Here is a 21,669-nt window from a genome sequence, read left to right as displayed (position 1 = left end):
GTCACAAAAAAGACTTCGCTTTTTATCGTTGATTCAGGAAACTAAAATAGTGAGTCTGTGCTCATCACAGTTACACTTATGAAGTGTCGGAGCGTGGAACGATATTTCACGACGTTGGTCAAAGGGCTATCTCAAAACAACAGGATAGAGGTTATGTTCAGGCAGTTGGAAAAAAACCTGGTGGCAACCCTCATTGCAGCATTGGCTCTCGGTCAGGTCGCGCCCGCATTTGCCGACCCTGCCGACACGCTGCCCGATATGGGAACCTCGGCAGGAAGCACGCTTTCTATCGGACAAGAGATGCAAATGGGCGACTTTTATGTGCGCCAGCTACGCGGTAGCGCGCCGTTAATCAACGATCCGCTGCTGGTGCAATACATTAACGCGCTGGGTATGCGTCTGGTCTCGCACGCCGACTCCGTCAAAACGCCCTTCCATTTTTTCTTGATCAATAATGACGAAATCAACGCGTTCGCGTTCTTTGGCGGCAATGTGGTGCTGCACTCGGCACTTTTTCGCTACGCGGATAACGAAAGCCAGCTAGCTTCAGTCATGGCGCATGAAATCTCCCACGTTACGCAGCGCCACCTGGCGCGCGCGATGGAAGATCAAAAGCGCAGCGCGCCGCTTACCTGGGTGGGCGCGCTGGGTTCCATTTTGCTGGCCATGGCCAGCCCACAGGCCGGTATGGCGGCGCTAACCGGTACTCTGGCGGGAACGCGCCAGGGAATGATAAGTTTCACCCAGCAAAATGAGCAAGAGGCCGACCGTATTGGTATTCAGGTACTGCAACGCGCCGGATTTGACCCACAGGCGATGCCCTCTTTCCTCGAAAAACTGCTCGACCAGGCGCGTTACTCCACGCGCCCGCCTGAAATTTTGCTCACTCACCCCTTACCGGAAAGCCGCCTTGCGGATGCCCGCAACCGTGCCAACCAGATGCGCCCGGTCGTGGTGCAATCTTCCGCCGACTTTTATTTCGCCAAAGCGCGCGCCCTGGGAATGTACAATTCCGGACGTAACCAGCTCACCAGCGACCTGCTGGATCAATGGTCTAAAGGCAACGTGCGTCAGCAACATGCGGCGCAATATGGCCGGGCGTTGCAGGCGATGGAAGCGAGCAAGTACGATGAAGCGCGCAAAACGTTGCAGCCGCTATTAAGCGCGGAACCGAATAATGCCTGGTATCTTGACCTCGCCACCGATATTGACCTGGGGCAGAAAAGAGCCAACGACGCGATTAATCGCCTGAAAAATGCCCGCGATCTGCGCGTTAATCCTGTGCTGCAGTTAAACCTCGCCAATGCGTACCTCCAGGGAGGCCAGCCGAAAGCGGCGGAAACCATTCTGAATCGCTACACCTTTAGCCATAAAGATGACGGTAACGGCTGGGATCTGCTTGCTCAGGCCGAAGCCGCGCTGAACAACCGCGATCAGGAGCTGGCGGCGCGCGCTGAAAGTTATGCGCTGGCGGGACGACTGGATCAGGCAATTTCACTGCTCAGCAGCGCCAGCGCCCAGGCAAAACTGGGTAGTCAGCAACAGGCGCGTTACGATGCGCGTATCGACCAGTTGCGCCAGTTACAGGAACGCTTCAAGCCATACACGAAAATGTAATCGTCGTTTATTAGCCGGACGGCGTCACAAGGAGAACTCATGACCGACACGATTAAAATCTACCATAACCCGCGCTGCTCGAAGAGCCGCGACACGCTGAACCTGCTGAAATCTAACGGCGTGGAACCGGAAGTGGTGCTTTATCTGGATACGCCCGCCGATGCCGCCACCGTGCGGGAACTGCTGCGTATGTTGGGCATGTCCAGCGCGCGCGAACTGATGCGCCAGAAAGAAGATCTCTATAAGACGCTTCACCTGGCGGATAGCCAGCTGAGTGAAGAGGCGTTAATCCAGGCGCTGGTTGAACACCCTAAACTGATGGAGCGCCCCATTGTAGTGGCAAATGGTCAGGCGCGTATTGGCCGACCGCCTGAGCAGGTGCTGGACATCCTCGGTTAACCGTTAAACGCCGCCGTCGCGGCGTATTACAGTTTCAGGATCTCTTTGACAAACGGGATCGTCAGTTTTCGCTGGGCAGTGATCGACGCATGATCGAGCTGATCCAGCGTCATAAACAGCGTACGCATTTCGCGATCAAGACGTTTGAGCAAAAACCGCCCGACATCTTCCGGCAGTTCAAACCCCCGTAACCGGGCGCGCAACTGTAGCGCCTGAAGTTTGTCTTCATCGGAAAGAGGCTGGAGTTTATAGATTTGCCCCCAGTCCAGACGGGAAGCGAGATCGGGCAAGCCCAGATTTAACTGTCTTGGCGGACGATCGCCGGTGATCAATAACCGCGTCTTACCGGACTCCAGAATGCGGTTATAGAGATCAAAGATCGCCATCTCCCACAGTTCATCGCCAGCGACACACTCAATGTTATCAATACACACCAGCGAGAGGTGTTCCATACCGTCGAGCACTTCCGGCACAAACCAGGTGCGTTTATCGAGCGGGACATAGCCTACCGCATCTCCACGCTGCGACAATTCAGCGCAGGCGGCGTGCAGTAAATGGCTGCGGCCCGCGCCTTCACGCGCCCAAAGGTAGATATATCCACTATGTTCCTGGCGCAACACGTTTTGTAACGCGGCCAGTAGAGAGGCGTTATCCCCCGGCCAGAAACTTGCGAAAGTTTCGTCGTCAGGAAGATAAAGTGGCAAAGAGAGCTGTGCCGGTGTGTTCAGAGATACCTCAACCCAGGATGACATAAAATCGCGCTGAGTTTACCACATAATTCCCGTGAGATAGAACCGGGCAGCATCGCTGCCCGGCAACCCGTTACTGATGCGGGGGCTCCGCATCATTTGCCTCCAGTACCACTTCTTCCGGACGCAACAGGCTAATCAGTTTAAAAATCAGGCTCAGGCAAATCCCGACGATGGTCGCCAGCGCCATCCCTTTCAATTCTGCCGCGCCGATATGCACTTTCGCGCCGCTCACGCCGATGATCAAAATCACCGAGGTGAGGATCAGGTTTTGCGCTTTATTGTAGTCGACTTTCGATTCGATCAAGACGCGAATCCCCGACGCGCCGATGACGCCGTACAACAGCAGCGAGACGCCGCCCATCACGGGTAACGGGATAATCTGAATCGCCGCCGCCAGTTTGCCGACGCAGGAAAGCAGAATGGCGAAAATCGCCGCGCCGCCGATAACCCAGGTACTGTAAACGCGGGTGATCGCCATGACGCCAATATTTTCCCCATAGGTGGTATTCGGCGTGGAGCCGAAGAAACCGGAAATGATCGTCGACAGTCCGTTAGCGAACATCGAGCGGTGCAAACCGGGATCGCGCACTAAATCTTTTTTGACGATATTCGCCGTCACCACCAGATGACCGACATGCTCGGCGATCACGACCAACGCCGCGGGCAGAATCGTCAGGATCGCGAACCATTCAAAACGCGGCGTATAGAAGGTCGGCAGCGCAAACCAGTGCGCCTGAGCAATCGGCGTGGTATCGACCACCCCCAGCGCGAATGACAGCGCATAGCCCGCCAGCACGCCGATCAAAATCGGAATGATCGCCAGGAAACCGCGAAACAGTACGGAGCCGAACACCGTCACCGCCAGCGTGACCATGGAGATAATAATTGTTTTCGTGTCCGGCGACTGCCCTTGCGCAGGCAGTAATCCGGCCATCCCCGCCGCGACGCCAGCCAGCTCCAGACCGATGACGGCAACGATTGCGCCCATTGCCGCAGGCGGGAACATCACATCCAGCCAGCCGGTGCCCGCTTTTTTAACGATGAAAGAGACCAGACAGAACAACACGCCGCACATAATAAAACCGCCCAGCGCCACTTCATAACCCAGCGGCAACAACAGTAATACCGGGGAAATAAAGGCAAAGCTCGATCCGAGGTAGGCAGGAATTTTACCTTTGCAGATAAAGAGATACAGCAACGTTCCGATACCGTTAAACAGCAGCACCGTCGCGGGATTGATATGAAACAGAACTGGCACCAGCACGGTCGCGCCAAACATGGCGAAAAGGTGCTGTAAACTAAGCGGGATTGTCTGTAAAAGCGGCGGTCTTTCACTCACCCCGATAGCACGGCGCGTCATAGTGTTTTCCTCTAAGTGTGTTTGTTATGAGTGGTTTTATTCAAAAAAAAGCCGACTCTTAAAGTCGGCTTTTAATTATTTATTCACTTATTTGGTACCAAAAATCTTATCGCCGGCATCGCCAAGCCCCGGAATAATGTATCCGTGCTCGTTAAGCCCCTGATCGATAGAGGCGGTGTACAGTTCAACGTCCGGGTGCGCTTTTTCCAGCGCCGCAATGCCTTCCGGCGCGGCGACCAGCACCAGCACCTTAATGCTGCTACAGCCGGCTTTTTTCAGCAGGTCGATGGTCGCGATGACAGAACCGCCGGTCGCCAGCATCGGGTCGACGATCAGCGCCATGCGCTCATCAATGTTCGATACCAGTTTCTGGAAATAAGGTACTGGCTCAAGCGTCTCTTCGTTACGGTACATCCCGACTACGCTGATACGCGCGCTCGGTACATTTTCCAGAACGCCTTCCATCATGCCCAGACCCGCGCGCAGAATCGGCACAACGGTAATTTTTTTACCTTTGATCTGGTCGATTTCCACCGGGCCATTCCAGCCTTCGATGGTGACTTTTTCCGTTTCCAGGTCGGCTGTCGCTTCATACGTCAGCAGGCTGCCTACTTCTGAGGCGAGTTCACGAAAGCGTTTAGTGCTAATGTCGTTTTCACGCATCAGACCCAGCTTGTGTTTGACGAGTGGGTGTTTGACTTCCACGATCTTCATACTCTTCTCCTATCCTCAGATGACTGGCAACCACAAAAAAAATCGCCGGATTATACCGCTTTTCCTCTCTGACGCAACACAATGTATGCTTGACTTGGATCAACCAAAAGCGCTGATAGCGGAAAAGTGAGTATAAATCACTCACGTTGAAACAGGCGATAAAGGCTAACAACCGTTTGAATATTAGCAATTTTAAGGGTGAATGACCTGTCCCGACCGCCTGTCGTAAACCAAGTGCTGGATATCCTTTTCTTTTTTACCAACAGGGAAATTTTCAAGCAGCGACCGAAACCATGCAAAAAAAATCGCCCGGATAACCAGGGCGCAGACCACGCTCGCAAACGTTTGCTTTCCCTGTTAGAATTGCGCCGAATTTAACTTTTACCGCAAAAAAAACGTGGGGAACCAGGCAGTGACCGATAAGACCTCTCTTAGCTATAAAGATGCCGGCGTCGATATTGATGCGGGTAACGCTCTGGTTGATCGAATCAAAGGCGTAGTGAAGAAAACTCGCCGCCCGGAGGTTATGGGCGGTCTGGGCGGTTTCGGTGCGCTGTGCGCGTTGCCGCAAAAATATCGTGAACCGGTACTGGTTTCCGGCACTGACGGCGTAGGCACCAAACTTCGCCTGGCGATGGACTTAAAGCGCCACGACGCTATCGGTATTGATCTGGTGGCAATGTGCGTAAACGATCTGGTCGTTCAGGGCGCGGAACCGCTGTTTTTCCTCGATTACTATGCCACGGGTAAACTGGATGTCGATACCGCCGCCAGCGTGATCAACGGTATTGCCGAAGGCTGCCTGCAATCCGGCTGCGCGCTGGTCGGCGGCGAGACGGCGGAAATGCCGGGCATGTATCACGGCGAAGATTACGATGTGGCGGGTTTCTGCGTCGGCGTAGTCGAAAAATCAGAAATCATCGACGGCTCCCGGGTTGCCGAAGGCGACGTGCTGATTGCGCTCGGCTCCAGCGGCCCACATTCGAATGGATATTCGCTGGTGCGGAAAATTATTGACGTTAGCGGCTGCGACCCACAAACCACTCTGCTGGAAGGGAAGCCGCTGGCCGATCATCTGCTTGAACCGACCCGTATCTACGTAAAATCGGTTCTGGAACTGATTGAAAACATCGATGTACACGCTATCGCCCACCTCACCGGCGGCGGCTTTTGGGAAAATATTCCGCGCGTTCTGCCGGAGAATACCCAGGCGGTAATTAATGAGTCGTCCTGGCAGTGGCCCGCCATCTTTACCTGGCTGCAAACCGCCGGTAATGTCAGCCGACATGAAATGTACCGTACCTTTAACTGCGGCGTCGGCATGGTGATTGCGCTCTCCGCTCCGGAAGCGGACAAAGCGCTTGCTCTGCTAAACGAGAAAGGTGAAAACGCATGGAAAATCGGTATCATCAAAGCCTCTGATTCCGAACAGCGTGTGGTTATTGAATAATGAATATTGTGGTGCTGATTTCCGGCAATGGAAGCAATTTACAGGCGATTATCGATGCCTGCGAAGCGAAGAAAATTAAAGGCACCCTCAGGGCAGTATTCAGCAATAAGGCCGACGCGTTCGGCCTTGAACGCGCCAGAGAAGCCGGTATTCCGGCGCAAGCGCTGACTGCCGATCGGTTTGACAGCCGCGACGCCTTCGATCGCGAGTTGATTCGCAAGATAGACGCGTATGCGCCCGATGTGGTCGTGCTGGCCGGTTTTATGCGTATTCTGAGTCCGATGTTTGTCGCGCATTACTACGGGCGTCTGCTGAACATTCACCCTTCCCTGCTGCCAAAATATCCGGGGTTGCATACCCATCGCCAGGCGCTGGAAAACGGCGATGAGGAGCACGGTACTTCGGTACATTTCGTGACAGACGAACTCGACGGCGGCCCGGTCATTCTCCAGGCGAAGGTGCCGGTTTTTGCCGACGACAGCGAAGATGATATCACCGCACGCGTACAGACTCAGGAACATGCGATTTATCCGCTGGTGATTAGCTGGTTTGCGCAGGGGCGTCTAAAGATGCGCGATAACGCCGCCTGGCTGGACGGGCGTCGTCTGCCGCCGCAAGGTTATGCGTCTGACGAATAATATGTCATCGGACAGGACTGCGTCTGCTTGCCGGATGGCGGCATAAATGCCTATCCGGCCTACTCTTTTCCCTTCCTTTATGCTATCAGTTTATTGTCATATTTTTCTGGCGCAGTTGGACATTAACGCGTAATGCTCGCCATAATCATCAGGCAGTGTCCCGTGAATAAAACGGAGTATAGGTAGTAATGGGTCAGGAAAAGCTATATATCGAGAAAGAACTGAGCTGGTTAGCATTTAACGAACGCGTGTTACAGGAAGCGGCGGATAAATCCAACCCGTTGATTGAGCGGATGCGGTTCCTGGGAATCTACTCTAATAACCTCGACGAGTTCTACAAAGTGCGTTTCGCTGAACTGAAACGACGCATTATTATCAGCGAAGAACAGGGTTCAAATTCTCATTCACGCCATTTGTTAGGCAAAATTCAGTCCCGCGTGTTGAAAGCAGACCAGGAGTTCGACGGCCTGTACAACGAATTACTGCTGGAAATGGCGCGTAATCAAATCTTTCTGATCAACGAGCGTCAGCTCTCGGTGAACCAACAAAGCTGGTTGCGCCACTATTTTAAGCACTATTTGCGCCAGCATATTACCCCGATTCTCATTAACCGGGAGACGGATCTTGTTCAGTTTTTAAAAGATGATTACACCTATCTGGCGGTGGAGATTATCCGTGGCGACACCATCAACTATGCGCTGCTGGAGATACCGTCCGACAAAGTCCCACGCTTCGTTAATCTGCCGCCGGAGACACCGCGCAGACGCAAACCGATGATCCTCTTGGATAATATTCTGCGCTACTGCCTGGATGACATTTTTAAAGGGTTCTTCGACTATGACGCGCTTAATGCCTATTCGATGAAAATGACCCGCGATGCCGAATATGACCTGGTGCATGAGATGGAATCCAGTCTGATGGAGCTGATGTCCTCCAGCCTGAAGCAGCGCCTGACCGCTGAACCTGTGCGCTTTGTCTACCAACGCGATATGCCCGCCGCGCTGGTCGACGTACTGCGGGAAAAACTGACGATCTCCCGGTATGACTCAATCGTACCCGGCGGGCGCTACCACAATTTTAAAGACTTTATTAATTTTCCGAATGTCGGTAAAGCCAACCTGGTCAATAAACCGTTACCGCGGTTACGCCATCTTTGGTTTGATAAAGAGAAGTTTCGTAACGGTTTCGACGCGATTCGTGAACGTGATGTGCTGCTCTATTATCCTTATCACACCTTTGAACATGTGCTGGAACTGCTGCGTCAGGCGTCGTTTGACCCAAGCGTGCTGGCGATCAAAATCAATATTTATCGCGTAGCGAAAGACTCGCGCATTATTGACTCGATGATCCATGCCGCCCATAACGGCAAAAAAGTCACCGTGGTGGTGGAGTTGCAGGCGCGCTTCGATGAAGAGGCAAATATTCACTGGGCCAAGCGGTTAACCGAAGCGGGCGTCCATGTTATTTTCTCTGCGCCCGGGCTGAAAATTCACGCCAAACTCTTTCTCATCTCACGAAAAGAGGGTGATGACGTGGTGCGTTATGCGCATATCGGCACCGGTAACTTCAACGAAAAAACAGCGCGGCTGTATACCGATTATTCGCTGCTGACCGCCGATGCGCGCATTACCAATGAAGTGCGTCGGGTCTTTAATTTTATTGAAAACCCCTATCGCCCGGTCACTTTCGATTATTTGATGGTTTCTCCACAAAACTCACGGCGTCTGCTGTATGAGATGATCGATCGTGAAATCGCCAATGCCCAGCAAGGCTTACCGTCAGGGATTACCTTAAAGCTTAACAACCTGGTTGATAAAGGGTTGGTCGACAGGCTATACGCCGCGTCGGGTTCGGGCGTCCAGGTCAATCTGCTGGTACGCGGTATGTGTTCTCTTATTCCGCAACTGGAAGGCATTAGCGATAATATTCGCGCGATTAGCATCGTGGATCGCTATCTGGAACACGATCGGGTTTATATTTTCGAAAACGGCGGTGATAAGCAAGTTTGGCTCTCTTCAGCTGACTGGATGACGCGTAATATTGACTACCGTATCGAAGTCGCTACGCCTATCCTCGACCCGCGGCTTAAACAGCGCGTCCTGGATATCATTGACATTCTGTTTAGCGACACGGTAAAAGCGCGTTTTATCGATAAAGAACTCAGCAACCGCTACGTACCGCGCGGCAATCGCCGTAAAGTCCAGGCGCAGCTGGCAATTTATGACTACATCAAATCACTCGAGCAACCAGACTAACGCTATGCCAATTTACGATAAATCCCCTCGTCCGCAGGAGTTCGCTGCGGTCGATCTCGGCTCAAACAGCTTTCATATGGTCATTGCCCGCGTGGTTGACGGCGCAATGCAGATTATCGGGCGTTTAAAACAGCGCGTCCATCTGGCGGACGGGCTGGGCGCAGATAATAAACTCAGCGAAGAAGCCATGGAACGGGGGCTTAGCTGTCTGTCGCTGTTTGCTGAACGCTTACAAGGTTTCTCCCCTTCCAGCGTCTGTATCGTAGGCACCCATACGTTACGTCAGGCGCAAAATGCCGCTGATTTTCTCAAACGCGCGGAAAAGGTTATTCCCTACCCGATAGAGATTATTTCCGGTAACGAAGAAGCGCGCCTGATTTTTATGGGCGTAGAACATACGCAGCCGGAAAAAGGCCGCAAGCTGGTGATCGATATCGGCGGCGGGTCAACAGAGCTGGTCATTGGCGAAAACTTCGAACCCAGGCTGGTTGAAAGCCGTCGTATGGGCTGCGTGAGCTTCGCGCAGCTCTACTTTCCCGGCGGCGTTATCAATAAAGAAAACTTCCAGCGCGCCCGAATGGCGGCAGCGCAAAAACTGGAAACCTTAACCTGGCAGTATCGTATTCAGGGTTGGAACGTGGCGATGGGCGCTTCCGGTACGATTAAGGCCGCTCATGAAGTTCTCCTGGCGCTGGGTGAGAAAGATGGCTTCATTACGCCGGAGCGCCTCGATAAACTGAAGTCAGAAGTGTTGAAGCACCGCTCCTTTAATGCGCTCAGCCTGCCGGGTCTGTCTGAAGAACGAAAAGCGGTCTTTGTGCCGGGCCTGGCGATTCTGTGCGGCGTTTTTGATGCTCTGGCTATCCGCGAGCTTCGCCTTTCCGACGGCGCGTTGCGCGAAGGCGTGCTGTATGAAATGGAAGGCCGCTTCCGCCATCAGGATGTTCGCAGCCGTACCGCAAAAAGTCTGGCCAATCAATACAACATTGACAGAGAACAGGCCAGACGCGTGCTGGAAACCACCATGCAGATGTACGAGCAGTGGCAGGCCCAGCAGCCAAAACTGGCGCATCCGCAGCTTGAAGCGTTGCTCCGCTGGGCGGCAATGCTGCATGAGGTTGGACTGAATATTAATCACAGCGGTTTACATCGCCATTCGGCTTATATTCTGCAACACAGCGATTTGCCCGGCTTTAATCAGGAGCAGCAAATGATGATGGCGACGCTGGTGCGTTACCATCGTAAAGCCATAAAACTGGATGATATGCCCCGCTTTACGCTGTTTAAGAAAAAACAGTATCTGCCGTTAATTCAGCTACTTCGGCTGGGCGTATTACTGAACAACCAGCGGCAGGCGACCACTACGCCGCCGACGCTGCGACTAACGACCGATGACAGCCACTGGACGTTATGTTTTCCGCATGACTGGTTCAGCCAGAATGCGCTGGTACTGCTTGATCTGGAAAAAGAACAGCAGTACTGGGAAGCTGTAACTGGCTGGCGTCTCAATATTGAGGAAGAAAGCTCGCCGGAGATCGCCGCGTAAATTGTGAGCCAGACGCCGCGCCGCGGCGTCTGTCTTTACTGAATCTCAGATAATAGCTGCGGCTCGCCAATTAAATATCCCTGAAGATAGTCGATCCCCAACGAGAGCACGACGCTTCGTATTTCTTCGCTCTCGACATACTCCGCGACGACCTGCATATTTTTCATTCGCGCTAAATGACAAATAGAAGCCACAATCTGATAATCGAGACTGTTTGACACTATATTGCGAATAAAACTGCCATCAATTTTAAGAATATCGGCGTCAACGTTTTTCAGCCGCGCATAGCTGGCGTAGCCAGTACCGAAATCATCAATCGCTATCTGACAGCCAAACTGCTGTAGCTGTCCCAGCGTCAACTGCGCCTGCTCAGCATTGGTGAGAGAGTTGCTTTCCGTTACCTCAAAAACCAGTTGCCAGGGTTCAACCTGATATTGCGTAAGCAACTGCTTAACTTCTGCAGGGAAACGAGCGCGGCATACCGATGTTGGCGACAGATTAATGGCAAAACGATGCGCGGGCATATATTCCCGGCTGGCCGCCATAAACCGCAGCGTGTTTTCAATCACCCAGAGATCGATAGCGGAAGACAAACCAAACTCATGCGCCACGGGTAAAAAATTGTCCGGGTTGATAACGTCGCCGTTGTCATCCCTGAGTCGCAGTAAAATTTCATGGTAAACGTCCCCACGAACACCGAAAATAGGCTGCGCCATCAGGAAAAAATGATCGTGCTCCAACGCCTGTTGCAGGCGATTCATCATCGCAATTCTGCCCTTCAAATCGCGCTGCAGGTGCATTGCGCCGCGCCGCTGTAAATCCTCCGGCGCGTTAGTCGTCAACGAAAGATCGGAACTGGTGCTTAATTCGCCCAGCAGCAGATAAAGGTGGCTAACCGGAGAACGCACGCAGCAGTAGCTCACGCCGACAGGCGGCTGTAGCGGCAGTCCATCCCAGATAAACCGAAACTGCTTAATATGTTTATCCAGCGCTTCAATACGCTGCTGATGCGCCTCTGTATTAAGACGCAGCACCAGGTCGTGCCCTGACATCTGGTAGACGCACTCATTTGAGGCCAGCATCGGCGTAATCCAGTGAGAGAGCTTTTGCTTATACTGGATGCGTAGCATGACGCCATAATTTTTACCCAATAGCTCCAGGCCCGGCACGTGTAAAAAACAGATCGTAGACCAAGGCGCATTTTGGAGCGCGCGGTTTAACGCACGTAAATTGGGAAGATGTACAACCGGGTCAAGATAGGCCAGCCGCCGTGCGCGACCACTCACTACGCGCTGACGCGTGGCCAGTACAGACATATAATTAACAATAAAAGAAAAAACCAGATAGCTCGAAGAGGTAATCGCTAATTGCGTATCATAACCTGAATACCAGGGCATATAACGCTGATAATAATGAATCGACGTAATTAGCACGACGGCCCAGATAATTGAAATAAACTTATAGCCATAGCGCATCGCACCCCACAGCATGACCGGCAATAATAACGAAAGCGTATAGTTTGTACTAAATATTGAACTATTATCAGTCAATGGCATACACAGTATAAACATTAGTGTAGTCAATACGGCCAGCCAAATAACGATCTCTTTTTTAGTGGCCTTGCTATCAATCTGTAGCTTTAATTGCTGATAATACCCCCGTAGGTGCAGCGGATTGCGGAGAGTACGAATAATAAAATAGCACAATGGCACGCCGACAAGGTTACCGACCAGTAACGCCTGGTAATTAATCAGCGTGTTGATATTAAAGGGCATTACCCCCATCAGGCTGGCTTTGCTTTCGTACATGCCAACAAAAGCGGCAAACTGGTAGATGACCAGAAATAATGTTGCAGAACAAAATACCTGCCAGAATATTCGTTGAAACAGCAGGTGGGCGTCGCCGTGGGAAACATTGTTTCGCCGGGGGGAAAAGACACGATAGCCGCCCCAGCTTAGCACGATAGTAATGATAAAGTGCATCGTCACGGAAAGGGTTTCATACAGCCCTGTCTGCGGGTATCTGCGCCAGAAGATAGCAAGCACAATGCCCGGCAGTGCTGCCCAGCCGAAAAAGAGCATCAGGCTAAGCATAAAAGCTAACGGCAGGTAAAAAAGAACCACATTTCCAGTGCTGGTAAGCGCATAAGTATTTGCGCTACTTAAAACAGGCAGTAAAATCGAAGGGAGAATGAGCGGTAGTCCCCACCATTTATCTCTGATATTTATATAAGTTTTATTTAGTTTCATAGATGCTCAGCAGAACCCCCCAATCCCAAAGGGGCGTTAACAGACAGGCATCCCACCTGACTTTAAATTGATGATGCGATATACATCACACGATAGTCATCGATTGTAATTATTAAACAAAAGTAACATTTGATTTAAGTCAATTATTACCTTTCTCCTGCAGCCTTTATTCGCCTTTTTATTCTTTGTTATCATTAATTTATTATTAATGTAAATACTAAAATTATCTTCCATAACAATATAAGATAAATCAACTGACGCAATTTTACATTAAGAGGAATTGACCATCGGTTCGCAGTATGCCTTAATGTAGAGTGAACGCAGGCTTGTTACGTTCTTCGCCTTGATAATACCCTTGAAGAACCCAGCCTGATCCCGCCCATACCGCTGGGCCAACGTTAAGGAACCCTTTGTGAGTCAGGCCAACAGTATGCGAAAACGACATCGATTTAACACTCGCATGACCCGTATCGTACTGCTTATCAGTTTTCTCTTCTTCTTTGGACGTTTCGTCTACTCTTCTATCAGCGCCTGGCAGCACCATCAGGATAAAAAAGAAGCGCAACAGTCATCGCTTTCTGTCACCACACCGGGACAACGTTAAGCTGTTATCCGTTAAAAAGCCCGCGCAAGAAAAAGAAGCTTTAGCGTTAACGCAAAAAGACAATCCCACTCAATGGGTTCAGGCCATGATCAGACGCTTAAAGAGCAACCGCGGGATATCCAGCCTGGGTGATAAGATCACATGCGCGGTTACTAAGATTCCCTCGACTGAATACAAAATCCGATAGCCTTCAGCGTGGTTAAACTCCCGGTAGCTGGCACAAGTTCAGGGCAAATCTGGAATCCCAGCGGGCACTGACGTACGGTACTCTCAAACTGTGTGAGTATCTCTGCGATAACCGGATGCGGCTCAACCTCAACGCACTTCAGAAAACCAGCTATTGTGTCGATGCAGTGCTTTACCGTAAACGTATACTCAAAGGTCACCTGCGGCTCCGCCCTATCCACCAGAGTCAATGCGAAATCAGGAAGATAACCATCGTGGGAGGAGAATAAGGTGACCAGTCCTATACGTCAGAATTTGTTTTGTAAAGAGCCACCTGGGATCAGATTACCAACGTTGACAGGCAAAACCATCAACTCATTACAGCTAAGCTCAACGAATAATTTAGGTCGTTTCGTTGGTCGTAATGTACCCTGGCTCGGTTGGGTTATGACATTCACTACGATTTATGATATCCAGCGTGATATTAAAGATACATTTAATCGTGTGGCGGTTCCTAAAGATCGCATTCAGTGGACGTACTTCTAATGAGAGATATTGAGAAAGAAATTATCGATTTTATCGTTCAGGAATATAACACTAAAAAGTACTTTCTCTGTGGGCCAAAGCGAATCATCACGCTTGATACCAGTATTAGGGATGATCTTAAACTCGTTTTTGAAGATAGTGAAGAACTTCTACAAAAGTACTTCAAGCGTTGGAATGTAGATTCAGAAGGATTTGACATACTCAACTATCTGAATCCAGAGTACTTTGGAAGTAAAGAGCCTGATCCGCGTAAGCCACTAACGGTTGGTATGCTCGTTGAAAGTGCTAAAGCTGGGCGTTGGTTATATAGTTGAAGAATAAAGTTATCATATTTTTAAATACCCCTTATTTGGGCTGAATCGCCACGGATAACCTGGACACTTCTGAGTCGTTGGTAGATCTTTTTCTTTATCCGTTCACGCTTCAGTAGCTGGAAAAAGCTTTCTGCAACCGCATTGTCATGACAGTTGCCACAACGGCTCATACTGCCCTCCAGTCCGTGCAATTTCAGCCATTCATAGCGGGTGTACTGACTATCCTGATCAGACTGAACCAGCACCTGTTTTTGGGGATGACGTCGCCACACGGCCATCAGAAGCGCATTCAGGACAATGTCTTTTGTCATTCGTGGTTGCATTGACCAACCGATAACTTTGCGCGAGAACAAATCAACGACCACGGCAAGATACAGCCAACCTTCGTGGGTTCATGATTACGTCAAATTTGCCGCCAGAAGCTGTGCGCCACATAGAAAATTCATGAATGCACATAAATAAAAACCCTCTGCAAAAACAGAGGGTTAAATTCACTTTTACCTGTTCATGAAAACACAGGAAGGATTATCGACTTATTCCCACTCAATTATCAATTAAATTAAAATTAATCGAAATAACAGTTATTTATAAAGTCGATCTTTCTCGATACCACAATCTATACCATGCGGAGATTTTTTTATTTTTTCTGCTCATCGATGTTTATTAAGCTCAGGCTCATGCTGAGAAAACTCTCGCACAACATGAATAAAATCTCAAATTAAAGATAAAAATCAGTATATTACACAAATTTATGCACAACCTCCATTTGAACTCCTAAGCAGATTCTACCGTCCATGACATCTCTTGTATTTCATGCCACTGCCACATGGACAAGGGACATTACGGCCAATCTTTTTGCTCTTGCGACCAAGGTGGACTTGTTTTTCCCGTTCGAGATTGACCGTACGTACAGGATTGGCCATTTTCGCCGCGTCTTCATAAATGTGTGCGTTTTCTGCTGTTTGCTCCGTCGGTATATAAATTTTGAAAGACCGCGCCTGGACATAAGTACCATCGGCACTAACTTCAGCCACAACGCCAATGACGTTAGTAGCCTTGGCGCTCAACGCAACTGCGCTAGCCTTATTGTTCACCTTATTCCAGTCAATTGGATGACCATGCCGTTGAAGCCAAACGAAGAGCAGTACACCGTCCCCGCCCAGAACAAAGTAACGAACGGGATGCTGAATCAGTGTTTTTCGATGGTCGGACAGCATCCTGGCCAGATTATTCCGGCCTTCCTCTCCTAGGTCACGGATATGACTCTCTGCTGAAAGCCAGCCGCTAGCTCGGGTGCTATCGAGTGCTCCAAGCAGCTTCAGAACCTCCTCCGGGAACTTCTGACTTGGGAACGGTTTGCTTTCCCACTCCTCACCTTCGAAGGCCCTGTCGACGATGTCACTCATGCCATCCCAGATAACCATGTTCGCTTTCTCTTCCTTCAATTGCTCGATAATATCCTGATCAAAACGGTTCTTCGACAGGTAAGCACCCAAGTGATCGAACTCATCAAAGAGATGAGCCCCGCGTATTCCGGCCACGGCTTGCCGCACCTCCAAGTAATGGACGAACTCCCCGGGTGTGGGCAAGAGTCGCTTGAGCACAAACAAATCGTCGATGGACAGTGAAATGAAAGCATGCTTTCCAAGTAAAGGCTCAACCTGCGGTAATTCTTTACAGTACGTGGAAAAGGGCGAGAACGACTCGACTGTCAACCCAATCGGCACCATCACCCGGTAGTCAGAGCGACGCACACGACAACACTCTTCGTATTTGCCATTCACGAGGTGGTAGAGGGACACTTCATCCGCCGAATTCATATAATTGAAGAAGCGCGCACATTGTTTATATGCCTTGAGTACTAAGTCCTGCACTGATTGAGCATGGCGGCCAAAATCAAGCGCCGGTGATGCAATGGTGGCAGCTGCACCAGCCTTAGCCTCAACTAGTAACAGCACATCATCGACCAGGATGAGAGTATCGTTTTCGGACCACTGCTTGCTGTCAGGATCCTTGTAGTAAACCTCCTGGAGAACTGTGGCTCCCGGAAGCTGGGCATAGAGAATGTCAGCAAAGGCTGCTTCGCTCATCATTTTCTGCCGATCTTTAAAGACCTTATTGTAATCCGGCTTTCGCTGAAGGAGATTAAATAGGAGCGCACGATACCCCGCATCGCGAGCAAAACAGGGATCGACCGCGTAGTAGTCCGACCCAAGTTGAATTAGAGGTTTCTTACGTGCTGGCAGTGTCCGAAAGGGTGTCCCCTTAAAATCGCCCGCTGCGAAGAACTCTGTATCTTCTCCTCGCTGGTATGACAAGTCTGCTAGCAATGTCGGTGGCAACTTCGTGTGACGACTTACATTGGCAATACCGCCGCGAAGTATATCCTCCATCGCCCCCCGGGCCGCTTTCGACTGCTCCTCATTTTCAGCAATCCATGACTCTATAGCGTCTTCCATAGACTTACTTTGCTCTATAGAAAAAGCTTTTACCGCCTCACACTGCTTCATCATCTCAATGATAGCGTTGGCCTGTCCAGAACGAGTAGCGTCGGCCATGGCTTGAAAGCCTTCCGCAATATCGGTGGCACCAATGCCGTACACCTCCTCCAAAACATCATTGTGAGGCGCCAGAACGTAGCGATAGAACTCGCCCTCCAAAACTTGATAACGATTCCCGCGTATCATGACCCAAGTGGATTTCGCACGGAATTCAATGTCGGCCGTATTAGGACCGAAGATGCCATCTTTGGTATCAGCAGAGGTGGCCATAGCAAAGAACATGGCCAGCTCTCTCAGTTTTCGGCTACGTTCAAACAGCTCAGCGCACAGTGCTTCGTCGAATTCCATATCCGCAGGTGCGGCCTCAGATGCCAGAACCGCGTGAACATACTCCAGTAAGAACTGGGTTTCATTAACTACGTCAGCTGGGCTACCCTCTTGGCCTTGCTTTTCGCCCCCAATTTGGTTTCCCATTTTTTTCATCATGTGCTGAGCGTAGATGTACCCGAGCAAATCATGCGGAGGCATTTTGACAATCAACTCACGCATTCGGTCAGCAATGGATTCCATATCCTTCAATAAAGAAGCTACAGCCTTCTTTCGATCTTCTTCCATATTCATTCTTATCACCCCATTTTGAACTACTGATCTTTCGAGCACCATAATGCTCACTCGTCAATCATATCAGCTCAGTCCTGCATCTTGGCTTTACGCTGTTCACGATAATCAGCTTTCTTATATATCGCCCTTACTCTGGTTACGTCGAGGTTTCGAGTGACCCTCCACCGGCAACCATTTTTTTGGCTTCATTGAGCCGTTCACGCGCTTCTGCAAGCGTGATCCCTCCAACACCATAGTGGCCAAAAATAACGGTCTCCTGTCTTCCGTTTATTGAATAGTTATAACGAAATGAGATCGTTCCAGCCGGAGTGACCGCAACATACAGACCATCACGGTCATTAACTTTATAGAGTTTCTCCTTCGGCTTAAGGTGACGCAGCCTGGTATCAGTCAACATGGTTTATTGTTTTCCTTTATCAAAAAATACCATGTTGTAAAAAATTCAGAAAAGTTATTTAACTATCTGTTTTTAATCGAGTTATAAAAAAATACCATAACTCAACCGAAATTTATCACATGGTACTTTTTCAAACCTGAATTCAAAACCAGAGAGTACCATCAAAAATTCCATTGAAAAAACCGTGCTTCCCGTTGCTAACAGCTGCCAGAAAGTGCCAGACATAAAAACAAAAAAGCCCGCAGTTACGCGGGCTTAGAGGTACTTTACTGCTTTTACGTGCAGGCTGTTGCTAGACGCGAAATCATTCCCACTCAATGGTAGCCGGTGGTTTACCGCTGATGTCATACACCACACGGGAAATCCCGTTGACTTCATTGATGATGCGGTTGGAAACACGACCGAGGAAGTCATACGGCAGGTGCGCCCAGTGTGCGGTCATAAAGTCGATGGTTTCGACGGCACGCAGAGAGACAACCCAGTCATACTTACGACCATCGCCCATGACGCCAACGGAACGGACCGGCAGGAAGACAGTAAACGCCTGACTGACTTTGTCGTACAGATCCGCTTTGCGCAGCTCTTCAATGAAGATAGCGTCCGCGCGACGCAGCAGGTCGCAGTACTCTTTCTTCACTTCGCCCAGTACGCGCACGCCAAGGCCCGGCCCCGGGAACGGATGGCGATACAGCATGTCGTACGGCAGGCCCAGCTCCAGACCAATCTTACGCACTTCGTCTTTGAACAGCTCTTTCAGCGGTTCAACCAGACCCATCTTCATCTCTTTCGGCAGGCCGCCGACATTGTGGTGAGATTTGATGACGTGCGCTTTACCGGTTGCAGACGCCGCAGATTCGATAACGTCAGGGTAGATGGTGCCCTGCGCCAGCCATTTCACGTCTTCCAGTTTCAGCGCTTCTTCGTCGAACACTTCCACAAAAACACGGCCAATGATCTTACGCTTGGCTTCTGGATCGTTTTCGCCAGCCAACGCGGACAGGAAGCGCTCTTCCGCCGGAACGTGAACGATATTCAGGCCAAAATGGTCGCCAAACATGTCCATCACCTGCTCGGCTTCGTTGAGACGCAGCAGGCCGTTGTCGACGAATACACAGGTCAGATTTTTACCGATCGCGCGGTGCAGCAGCATCGCGGTGACGGAAGAATCCACGCCGCCGGAGAGACCGAGGATCACTTTATCGTCGCCTACCTGCTCGCGAATGCGCGCCACGGCGTCGTCGATGATCTTCGCCGGCGTCCACAGCGCTTCACACTGGCAGATATCACGCACAAAACGCTCCAGCATGCGCATACCCTGGCGGGTGTGGGTCACTTCCGGGTGGAACTGTACACCGTAGAAGCGTTTTTCTTCGTTGGCCATAATGGCGAACGGGCAGCTCTCGGTGCTGGCGACGGTCACGAAGTCGGACGGAATCGCCGTCACTTTATCGCCGTGGCTCATCCACACGTCCAGCAGCGGTTTGCCGTCTGCGGTCAGGGAATCTTCAATACCGCGAACCAGCGCGCTGTCGGTCAACACTTCAACCTGCGCATAACCAAATTCACGCTCATTAGAACCTTCTACATGACCGCCAAGCTGCATCGCCATGGTCTGCATCCCATAGCAAACGCCAAATACCGGCACGCCTGCTTCAAAGACATACTGCGGCGCGCGCGGGCTGTTTTCTTCGGTGGTGCTTTCCGGGCCGCCGGAAAGAATAATGCCGCTTGGGTTGAAGTCACGAATTTGTGCTTCTGTCACATCCCACGCCCACAGTTCGCAGTAAACACCCAGCTCACGCACGCGGCGCGCAACCAGTTGAGTGTACTGAGAACCGAAGTCCAGAATGAGGATGCGATGCTTATGAATGTTTTCCGTCATTGACGCTTATTCCGAGGCAAGTGAAACAGATTAAATAAATCGCCCGACGCGAAGGTCGGGCGAAGAAAATCAGGAGCCCAGACGGTAGTTCGGGGACTCTTTGGTGATGGTCACGTCGTGAACGTGGCTTTCCTGGATACCCGCACCGCTGATACGCACAAACTCCGCTTTAGTACGCAGTTCGTCGATGGTAGCACAACCGGTCAGCCCCATACAGGAGCGCAGGCCGCCCATCTGCTGGTGAATGATCTCTTTCAGGCGACCTTTATAGGCTACGCGGCCTTCGATACCTTCCGGCACCAGTTTGTCGGCGGCGTTATCGCTCTGGAAGTAACGGTCGGAGGAACCTTTGGACATCGCGCCCAGAGAACCCATGCCGCGGTAAGATTTGTACGAACGGCCCTGGTAGAGTTCGATTTCGCCCGGGGATTCTTCGGTACCGGCCAGCATAGAGCCAACCATTACCGCGCTCGCGCCTGCGGCGATGGCTTTGGCGATATCGCCGGAGAAACGGATACCGCCGTCAGCGATAACCGGAATTCCGGTGCCTTCCAGCGCTTCTACCGCGTCGGAAACAGCGGTGATCTGCGGAACGCCCACGCCAGTCACGATACGAGTGGTACAGATGGAGCCCGGGCCGATACCCACTTTCACCGCGCTGCAACCGGCTTCCGCCAGTGCGCGAGCGCCTGCGCCAGTGGCGACGTTGCCGCCGATGATTTGCAGGTCAGGATATTTAGCGCGCGTCTCACGGATACGTTGCAACACGCCTTCAGAGTGACCGTGAGAGGAGTCGATCAGCAGTACGTCAACGCCTGCCGCCACCAGCGCGTCAACGCGCTCTTCGTTGCCCGCGCCTGCGCCGACCGCCGCGCCGACACGTAAACGGCCCTGCTCATCTTTACAGGAGTTTGGTTTACGTTCCGCTTTCTGGAAATCTTTTACGGTAATCATGCCAAGCAGATGGAAGTTATCATCAACGACCAGCGCTTTTTCTACGCGTTTTTCGTGCATTTTTGCCAGCACCACTTCACGGGCTTCGCCTTCACGAACGGTCACCAGACGCTCTTTCGGCGTCATGTAGACACTCACCGGCTGGTTCAGGTCAGTCACAAAACGCACGTCACGACCGGTGATGATACCCACCAGCTCGTTATCTTCAGTCACCACCGGATAGCCCGCAAAACCGTTACGCTCGGTCAGGGCTTTCACTTCATGCAACGTGGTGGTTGGCAGGACGGTCTGCGGGTCGGTCACTACGCCGGACTCGTGTTTCTTCACGCGGCGAACTTCTTCCGCCTGGCGCTCAATGGACATATTTTTGTGGATAAAACCAATGCCGCCTTCCTGGGCCAGGGCAATTGCCAGGCGCGCTTCCGTCACGGTGTCCATCGCCGCAGAAAGCATAGGAATATTCAGACGAATAGTTTTCGTCAACTGCGTGCTGAGATCGGCAGTATTCGGCAAAACGGTGGAGTGAGCGGGAACAAGGAGGACGTCGTCAAACGTCAGGGCTTCTTTAGCGATACGTAGCATGGGCAATATCTCACCTGGGAGGTTAATAAATATTGCCGCGGCATTATACAGAACGTAATCGGTTGCATCTACATTTTTTTTGCAAATAGTGCTTGCGATCCCCCGTGAGCAGGTTACTATCGA

The 21,669-nt window shown here is 51.2% G+C and carries 16 protein-coding genes and 4 pseudogenes; 9 read left to right on the top strand and 11 right to left on the bottom strand.

Translation table 11 applies throughout. The features are described 5' to 3' along the window. The first annotated feature begins 153 nt into the window (after positions 1-153). Both bepA and arsC read left to right on the top strand, forming a co-directional pair. Positions 154-1,617, top strand: coding sequence for a beta-barrel assembly-enhancing protease (gene bepA / locus ACLJRU_RS08395; RefSeq protein WP_000489623.1), 1,464 nt, complete (start codon positions 154-156; stop codon positions 1,615-1,617). A 39-nt stretch (positions 1,618-1,656) separates the two neighbouring features. Beyond that, positions 1,657-2,016 carry an arsenate reductase (glutaredoxin) gene (gene arsC / locus ACLJRU_RS08390; RefSeq protein ID WP_000132650.1) on the top strand — a complete coding sequence of 120 codons (360 nt, stop codon included), beginning with the start codon at positions 1,657-1,659 and terminating at the stop codon, positions 2,014-2,016. A 26-nt stretch (positions 2,017-2,042) separates the two neighbouring features. On the opposite strand, the gene ACLJRU_RS08385 is transcribed toward arsC, so the two are convergent. The 3 genes from ACLJRU_RS08385 to upp all read right to left on the bottom strand — a co-directional run bounded on the left by ACLJRU_RS08385 (position 2,043) and on the right by upp (position 4,842). Then, on the bottom strand, positions 2,043-2,744 hold the full coding sequence (locus tag ACLJRU_RS08385) for a DnaA inactivator Hda (protein WP_061835882.1): 702 nt from the start codon (positions 2,742-2,744) through the stop codon (positions 2,043-2,045). Between the two features lie 94 nt (positions 2,745-2,838). Further along, a complete protein-coding gene (gene uraA, locus ACLJRU_RS08380) occupies positions 2,839-4,128 on the bottom strand; it encodes a uracil permease (protein WP_000198335.1) in 1,290 nt (429 codons plus the stop codon). 87 nt (positions 4,129-4,215) lie between these two features. After that, positions 4,216-4,842, bottom strand: coding sequence for a uracil phosphoribosyltransferase (gene upp / locus ACLJRU_RS08375; RefSeq protein WP_000706208.1), 627 nt, complete (start codon positions 4,840-4,842; stop codon positions 4,216-4,218). A 412-nt stretch (positions 4,843-5,254) separates the two neighbouring features. On the opposite strand from upp, the gene purM reads away from it, so the two are divergent. The 4 genes from purM to ppx all read left to right on the top strand — a co-directional run bounded on the left by purM (position 5,255) and on the right by ppx (position 10,731). Further along, positions 5,255-6,292: a phosphoribosylformylglycinamidine cyclo-ligase gene (purM, locus tag ACLJRU_RS08370; RefSeq protein ID WP_000130475.1), complete on the top strand. Its 1,038-nt coding sequence runs from the start codon at positions 5,255-5,257 to the stop codon at positions 6,290-6,292. Next, positions 6,292-6,930, top strand: coding sequence for a phosphoribosylglycinamide formyltransferase (gene purN, locus ACLJRU_RS08365; protein ID WP_001028589.1), 639 nt, complete (start codon positions 6,292-6,294; stop codon positions 6,928-6,930). Before purM ends, purN begins: the two co-directional genes overlap by 1 nt. A gap of 188 nt (positions 6,931-7,118) precedes the next feature. Continuing rightward, complete coding sequence (gene ppk1 / locus ACLJRU_RS08360; protein ID WP_000529555.1) at positions 7,119-9,185, top strand: polyphosphate kinase 1; 2,067 nt, start codon at positions 7,119-7,121, stop codon at positions 9,183-9,185. 4 nt (positions 9,186-9,189) lie between these two features. Next, the gene (gene ppx / locus ACLJRU_RS08355) at positions 9,190-10,731 is read left to right on the top strand and encodes an exopolyphosphatase (RefSeq protein ID WP_001123330.1); all 1,542 of its coding nucleotides are present in this window, start codon (positions 9,190-9,192) and stop codon (positions 10,729-10,731) included. A 35-nt stretch (positions 10,732-10,766) separates the two neighbouring features. Here ppx and ACLJRU_RS08350 read toward each other — a convergent pair whose 3' ends face one another. Beyond that, a complete protein-coding gene (locus ACLJRU_RS08350) occupies positions 10,767-12,980 on the bottom strand; it encodes a sensor domain-containing phosphodiesterase (protein ID WP_000773647.1) in 2,214 nt (737 codons plus the stop codon). 96 nt (positions 12,981-13,076) lie between these two features. Then, the gene (locus ACLJRU_RS08345; protein ID WP_001540598.1) at positions 13,077-13,214 is read right to left on the bottom strand and encodes a hypothetical protein; all 138 of its coding nucleotides are present in this window, start codon (positions 13,212-13,214) and stop codon (positions 13,077-13,079) included. 178 nt (positions 13,215-13,392) lie between these two features. Between ACLJRU_RS08345 and ACLJRU_RS08340 the strand changes: the two genes are divergently transcribed. Beyond that, the gene (locus ACLJRU_RS08340; protein WP_001540599.1) at positions 13,393-13,584 is read left to right on the top strand and encodes a YfgG family protein; all 192 of its coding nucleotides are present in this window, start codon (positions 13,393-13,395) and stop codon (positions 13,582-13,584) included. Positions 13,585-13,662: 78 nt separating this feature from the next. Here ACLJRU_RS08340 and ACLJRU_RS08335 read toward each other — a convergent pair. After that, positions 13,663-13,806, bottom strand: a pseudogene (locus ACLJRU_RS08335) (hypothetical protein); the annotation flags it as partial. A gap of 267 nt (positions 13,807-14,073) precedes the next feature. Here ACLJRU_RS08335 and ACLJRU_RS08330 point away from each other — a divergent pair. Together ACLJRU_RS08330 and ACLJRU_RS08325 are read left to right on the top strand one after the other, a co-directional pair. Further along, positions 14,074-14,295, top strand: a pseudogene (locus tag ACLJRU_RS08330) (hypothetical protein); the annotation flags it as partial. Further along, positions 14,280-14,609, top strand: a complete 330-nt coding sequence (locus ACLJRU_RS08325; protein ID WP_023228776.1) for a DUF1493 family protein — start codon at positions 14,280-14,282, stop codon at positions 14,607-14,609. The pseudogene ACLJRU_RS08330 and the gene ACLJRU_RS08325, both read left to right, overlap by 16 nt. Before the next feature lie 80 nt (positions 14,610-14,689). On the opposite strand, the pseudogene ACLJRU_RS08320 reads toward ACLJRU_RS08325, so the two are convergent. The 5 genes and pseudogenes from ACLJRU_RS08320 to guaB all read right to left on the bottom strand — a co-directional run. Then, positions 14,690-15,001 (bottom strand): annotated as a pseudogene (locus tag ACLJRU_RS08320) (DDE-type integrase/transposase/recombinase); the annotation flags it as partial. A gap of 393 nt (positions 15,002-15,394) precedes the next feature. Continuing rightward, a complete protein-coding gene (locus ACLJRU_RS08315) occupies positions 15,395-17,731 on the bottom strand; it encodes a YecA family protein (protein WP_038394027.1) in 2,337 nt (778 codons plus the stop codon). Positions 17,732-17,885: 154 nt separating this feature from the next. After that, a pseudogene (locus ACLJRU_RS08310) lies at positions 17,886-18,128 on the bottom strand (Arm DNA-binding domain-containing protein); the annotation flags it as partial. A gap of 304 nt (positions 18,129-18,432) precedes the next feature. Then, the gene (gene guaA, locus ACLJRU_RS08305) at positions 18,433-20,010 is read right to left on the bottom strand and encodes a glutamine-hydrolyzing GMP synthase (protein WP_000138296.1); all 1,578 of its coding nucleotides are present in this window, start codon (positions 20,008-20,010) and stop codon (positions 18,433-18,435) included. A gap of 69 nt (positions 20,011-20,079) precedes the next feature. Then, the gene (gene guaB / locus ACLJRU_RS08300; protein ID WP_000944174.1) at positions 20,080-21,546 is read right to left on the bottom strand and encodes an IMP dehydrogenase; all 1,467 of its coding nucleotides are present in this window, start codon (positions 21,544-21,546) and stop codon (positions 20,080-20,082) included. Positions 21,547-21,669 lie beyond the last annotated feature (123 nt).

The organism is Salmonella sp. SAL00653 (assembly GCF_046552515.1).
GTDB classification, from domain to species: Bacteria; Pseudomonadota; Gammaproteobacteria; order Enterobacterales; family Enterobacteriaceae; genus Salmonella; species Salmonella enterica.
This window is presented reverse-complemented; position numbering and strand designations above follow the sequence as displayed.

What these genes read in the sequence shown, in the direction of transcription:
- uraA (WP_000198335.1), bottom strand. Translation starts at nt 4,128, where the DNA reads ATGACGCGCCGTGCTATCGGGGTGAGTGAAAGACCGCCGCTTTTACAG.
- bepA (WP_000489623.1), top strand. Translation starts at nt 154, where the DNA reads ATGTTCAGGCAGTTGGAAAAAAACCTGGTGGCAACCCTCATTGCAGCA.
- ACLJRU_RS08345 (WP_001540598.1), bottom strand. Translation starts at nt 13,214, where the DNA reads ATGGAAGATAATTTTAGTATTTACATTAATAATAAATTAATGATAACA.
- ACLJRU_RS08350 (WP_000773647.1), bottom strand. Translation starts at nt 12,980, where the DNA reads ATGAAACTAAATAAAACTTATATAAATATCAGAGATAAATGGTGGGGA.
- ppk1 (WP_000529555.1), top strand. Translation starts at nt 7,119, where the DNA reads ATGGGTCAGGAAAAGCTATATATCGAGAAAGAACTGAGCTGGTTAGCA.
- upp (WP_000706208.1), bottom strand. Translation starts at nt 4,842, where the DNA reads ATGAAGATCGTGGAAGTCAAACACCCACTCGTCAAACACAAGCTGGGT.
- purN (WP_001028589.1), top strand. Translation starts at nt 6,292, where the DNA reads ATGAATATTGTGGTGCTGATTTCCGGCAATGGAAGCAATTTACAGGCG.
- guaB (WP_000944174.1), bottom strand. Translation starts at nt 21,546, where the DNA reads ATGCTACGTATCGCTAAAGAAGCCCTGACGTTTGACGACGTCCTCCTT.
- ppx (WP_001123330.1), top strand. Translation starts at nt 9,190, where the DNA reads ATGCCAATTTACGATAAATCCCCTCGTCCGCAGGAGTTCGCTGCGGTC.
- arsC (WP_000132650.1), top strand. Translation starts at nt 1,657, where the DNA reads ATGACCGACACGATTAAAATCTACCATAACCCGCGCTGCTCGAAGAGC.
- guaA (WP_000138296.1), bottom strand. Translation starts at nt 20,010, where the DNA reads ATGACGGAAAACATTCATAAGCATCGCATCCTCATTCTGGACTTCGGT.
- ACLJRU_RS08315 (WP_038394027.1), bottom strand. Translation starts at nt 17,731, where the DNA reads ATGAATATGGAAGAAGATCGAAAGAAGGCTGTAGCTTCTTTATTGAAG.